At 39.8% G+C, this 4,393-nt stretch carries 4 protein-coding genes and 2 pseudogenes; all 6 read left to right on the forward strand.

What is annotated here, in order from left to right; translation table 11 throughout:
- Positions 1-111 precede the first annotated feature (111 nt).
- The 6 genes and pseudogenes from LG30_RS21785 to LG30_RS21795 all read left to right on the forward strand — a co-directional run bounded on the left by LG30_RS21785 (position 112) and on the right by LG30_RS21795 (position 4,235).
- On the forward strand, positions 112-531 hold the full coding sequence (locus LG30_RS21785; protein ID WP_081966271.1) for a sugar 3,4-ketoisomerase: 420 nt from the start codon (positions 112-114) through the stop codon (positions 529-531).
- A pseudogene (locus tag LG30_RS23050) lies at positions 509-739 on the forward strand (LbetaH domain-containing protein); the annotation flags it as partial. The gene LG30_RS21785 and the pseudogene LG30_RS23050, both read left to right, overlap by 23 nt.
- Positions 740-799: 60 nt before the next feature.
- A pseudogene (locus LG30_RS23055) lies at positions 800-970 on the forward strand (acyltransferase); the annotation flags it as partial.
- Position 971: 1 nt separating this feature from the next.
- A complete protein-coding gene (locus LG30_RS0120880) occupies positions 972-2,075 on the forward strand; it encodes a DegT/DnrJ/EryC1/StrS family aminotransferase (protein WP_033132625.1) in 1,104 nt (367 codons plus the stop codon).
- Complete coding sequence (locus LG30_RS21790) at positions 2,072-3,334, forward strand: O-antigen translocase (protein WP_081966273.1); 1,263 nt, start codon at positions 2,072-2,074, stop codon at positions 3,332-3,334. The genes LG30_RS0120880 and LG30_RS21790 overlap by 4 nt, the downstream gene beginning before the upstream one ends.
- Positions 3,321-4,235 (forward strand): glycosyltransferase, encoded by a 915-nt coding sequence (locus LG30_RS21795; RefSeq protein ID WP_081966275.1) that lies wholly within the window; start codon positions 3,321-3,323, stop codon positions 4,233-4,235. The genes LG30_RS21790 and LG30_RS21795 overlap by 14 nt, the downstream gene beginning before the upstream one ends.
- The last annotated feature ends 158 nt before the right edge of the window (positions 4,236-4,393 follow it).

Raw genomic sequence — 4,393 nt, forward strand, 5'->3', positions numbered from 1 at the left:
CTGCTGGAATGACCCTGATATCAATATTGACTGGCCTATTGAAGGTGCCTTGTTATCAGAGAAAGATCAAGGTGCAAAAACATTTTCAGAATATAACCAGGCGATTTAAAAATGGAAATTAAAATTATCCCATTACAAACGCATGGTGATGCACGAGGTTCATTAATTGCTTTAGAGGAAGGGGAAAATATACCTTTTCCTGTTAAGAGAGTGTACTACCTTTTCAATACTAAAGATGGTGTTCGGCGTGGGTTCCACGCTCATAAGACGCTTAAACAAGTCGCTATAGTAGTACGTGGTTCATGCCGCTTTGTCTTGGATGATGGGCGTGAGAGGGTCGAAGTTTTACTCGATAACCCAGCTCAAGGTTTGTTGATTGAATCCTTTATGTGGCGGGAAATGTACGACTTTTCAGAGGATTGTGTGCTCATGGTGCTGGCTGACCAGCTTTATGATGAGTCAGATTATATCCGTGACTATGCACAATTTATTGAGGCAGCAAATAGCCATGTTCATTCATCCGCTCAGTGATGTACAAAGCAGTAACATAGGTGACGGTACCCGCGTGTGGCAGTTTGCCATTGTACTTAAAGAGGCCATAATTGGCCGTGATTGTAATATTTGTGCCCATACCCTGATTGAAAACGATGTAGTATTAGGGGATAACGTAACCGTTAAATCTGGCGTCTATATTTGGGATGGCACTACCATCGGTAACAACGTCTTCATTGGCCCCTGCGCTACCTTTACCAATGATAAAATGCCACGATCTAAAGTCTATCCTGAAGATTTTTCTCGAATAACCATTGAAGACTATGCCTCTATTGGTGCCAACGCCACTTTATTGCCTGGTGTTACCATTGGAACATTCGCCATGGTAGGTGCCGGTAGCGTTGTGACTAAAGATGTACCTGCATACGGTGTAGTTGTGGGTAATCCGGCTAAAATTATCAAATATATTGAGCAGTAATATGATTAATTTTCTCGATTTAAAAGCCATCAATAATCAATATCAGCAAGAACTTAAAGATGCTTGTGTACGCGTTATTGATTCCGGCTGGTATATTATGGGCAATGAACTAACCCAATTTGAAACCGAGTTTGCCGCTTACTGCGGCACCAAGCATGCTATTGGTGTAGCAAATGGTTTGGATGCGTTGATACTCACTCTGCGTGCGTGGAAAGAACTTGGTAAATTACAAGCTGGTGATGAAGTAATTGTTCAAGCTAATACCTATATCGCTTCTGTATTGGCTATCACGGAAAATGACTTGGTGCCGGTGTTGGTTGAGCCGAATCCTGCTACCTATAACCTAGATCCTACTACTGTTGCAGCAGCGATCACTGCTAAAACAAAAGCGATCTTGCCTGTCCATTTATATGGCCAGTTGTCACCAATGCCAGAGATTATGGCCATTGCCAAGAAACATAATTTGCTGGTGCTCGAGGACTGCGCCCAGGCTCACGGTGCTGAGATAAATGGCCAACGAGCGGGCAACTGGGGAAATGCTGCTAGCTTTAGCTTTTATCCAGGTAAAAATCTCGGGGCGTTGGGGGATGCTGGTGCTATCACAACCAATGATGATGAACTTGCGCGGACACTGAAAGCCTTGCGTAATTATGGTTCTCATAAGAAGTATGAAAACCTGTATCAGGGGGTAAATAGCCGTCTTGATGAGATTCAGGCGGCAATGTTGCGCGTAAAGTTGCCGTATCTGGAAGCTGAGACTATTCGTCGCCAAAAAATCTCCCAAGCTTATCGCTCTGGGATCACGAATCCACTGGTAACATTACCTCATGTCATCGATGAGCTGGCACATGTTTGGCACCTGTTTGTTGTGCGTTGTGAGCAACGCGAAGCATTGCAAGCTTATTTAGCTGAGCAAGGTGTTCAAACCCTTATTCACTATCCAGTCGCGCCACATAAACAGCAGGCATATAGCCAGTGGAATAATATCTCTCTGCCTGTGACGGAGGAAATCCATCAGCAAGTTCTTTCTTTGCCGCTTGACCCTACGATGAGTGAAGAGGCTGTTGCACAAGTGATTGCAGCTGTTAATGGATTTAATGCATGAGGAGTTTGCTCAAAGTCACCGCTATGACAGGGTTATTGACCTTGCTCAGAATGGCGATGGGATTTGTGATTGCCAAGGTGGTGGCCATTTATACTGGCCCCACTGGCTTGGCTATGCTCGGCCAAGTGCAGAGTATGGTGGCAAGCTTGAATGGTATTATTAATGCGCCGGTAGGAAATGGAGTTGTTCGTTATACAGCTGAGCATCAGGAGCAAGGTGTAGAAGCCTGCTCCCCATGGTGGAGAGCGGCATGGCAATGGGTATTGATTCTTTCTGCTATTATAATTCCATTAGGTCTGCTTTTAAGTGAAAGACTATCACTGTGGTTATTTAAAGACATCTCACTATCATGGGTTGTAATAACTACTGCGGTTGTATTGCCATTATCAGCAGTTGGCACTCTATTTAACTCCATCATAAATGGCCAGCAACAGTACCGCCGTTATGTCGGGCTTGGCATGATCTCCGCGTTGGCATCTGGCTGCCTGATGTTAGCCATGATCGCAATATATAATATTCAGGGAGCGCTGCTTGCTGCGGCAACTCAATCTGCATTGATAGGTGTTGTGATGCTATGCCTCAATATCCGTCAGCCATGGTTCAATTTACGTTGCTGGTGGGGGCGTTGTGATGCGACGTTTCGCAAAGATATTCGCAACTATATGCTTATGGCAATTACAAGTGCGTTAACTGTGCCAACATCTCTAATCCTTATTCGTAATATGATAATCAATCAGTTGGGGTGGGACGCAGCAGGTCAATGGCAAGCTGTTTGGAAAATATCCGAGGTGTATCTAGGTGTAATCACAATGGCGCTAAGCACCTATTATCTACCCAGATTGTCTTCATTAAAGCGAGTTGATGAAATTGTAGATGAAATTAATAGAACAGCCGTAGTCATCATCCCAATAGTTGCGGCAATGGCTCTTGGTGTTTATCTATTACGAGATGTTGCAATCACACTACTATTCACAGAGGCATTTCGAAGTGCTAGAGATTTATTTTTAGTGCAATTAATTGGTGATGTATTAAAAATATCGGCATGGCTATACGCATATCCAATGCTATCTCGTGGTGCAACAAAACAATTTATACAGACAGAAATATTTTTTGCTATCAGCTTGCTCGCTTTAACATATGTATTCGTATTGGAGTATGGCCTAATCGGTTCGAATATAGCGTATTCGGTTAACTATTTTTTGTATTTTGTTTTTGTATTTAGTGTTGGGAAAAGGTTCCTTTATAATGAATGTAAATAAAATTTCCATCGTAACCCTAACATATAAAAACTCACATCTTTTATATAAATCAATAAGCTCAGTAGCCAATCAAATTTTCAATGAAAGCTATCAGGTTGAGTATTTAATTGTTGATGATTGTTCTGATGATTTTGACAAAGATTTTGTTGTAAATATCTTAAGAAAGACTAATCTAAACTATCGTATTATTGTTAACGCGTATAATATGGGGACGGTAGCTTCTTTTAATAACGCAATAAAACTCTCAACAGGAGAAATAATTATACCATTATCTGCTGATGATGAGTTTTATGATAATAATGTCGTTAATGATATTGTACAGGAGTTTAGTTTTAAAAAATGTCAGGTATTAACAGGATACAGAGTCTTAAAGTCAGAAGATGGAGAGATCGAACGATTCCCAAAGGAAAAGGTTGTTAATATTTTTAATGACAGAAATTTGTTACTTAAGTATATTAAATTGCGAGGTAATATTATATCTGGTGCATCTACATATTATGCAAGGTCTATATTTGAAGAGTTTGGTTTTTTTGATGAGAGATATAGGCTTCTAGAGGATTACCCTTTTTATTTAAAGGTTCTTTCAAATGGAGGGAACATCTCTCTCTTTAAGAGAAATGTTATTATATATGGAGATGACGGGGTTTCATCATCAAAAAAAATAAATCCTCTTCTTAAGAATGATTATGATATTTTGTATAATAGTTTATTACTAGACAATGATTTCTCTTTCTTTGAAAGACGATACTTTTCATTTTTTAGATTGTTTGACACTAAGCAAAAGTATTTAATGTGCGTATTTTATCCAGAGCAGTTCATGCGTTTTTTTATATCTAAAACGATAATGATTTTATTTAAATCATTTAGAGGAATGGTCAATAAAGTGAAACGCTATGAATGAATTCTACGAGTTTTCATTAAGGGTTTTTGAGGAGTTCCCCCAGCTTTTTATAATAACAACAAGCTTGATCGTTTTATGTCATTATCTGATTATAAAAAAACAAACATATTCTTTCCTAGACCCCTTATGCATGTTTGTTTGTTTTAACTCATTTGCGA

It is taken from the genome of Aeromonas aquatica, assembly GCF_000764655.1.
Lineage (GTDB): Bacteria > Pseudomonadota > Gammaproteobacteria > Enterobacterales > Aeromonadaceae > Aeromonas > Aeromonas aquatica.

Coding starts and splice junctions, on each gene's coding strand:
- LG30_RS21785 (WP_081966271.1), top strand. CDS start 112: ATGGAAATTAAAATTATCCCATTACAAACGCATGGTGATGCACGAGGT.
- LG30_RS0120880 (WP_033132625.1), top strand. CDS start 972: ATGATTAATTTTCTCGATTTAAAAGCCATCAATAATCAATATCAGCAA.
- LG30_RS21790 (WP_081966273.1), top strand. CDS start 2,072: ATGAGGAGTTTGCTCAAAGTCACCGCTATGACAGGGTTATTGACCTTG.
- LG30_RS21795 (WP_081966275.1), top strand. CDS start 3,321: ATGAATGTAAATAAAATTTCCATCGTAACCCTAACATATAAAAACTCA.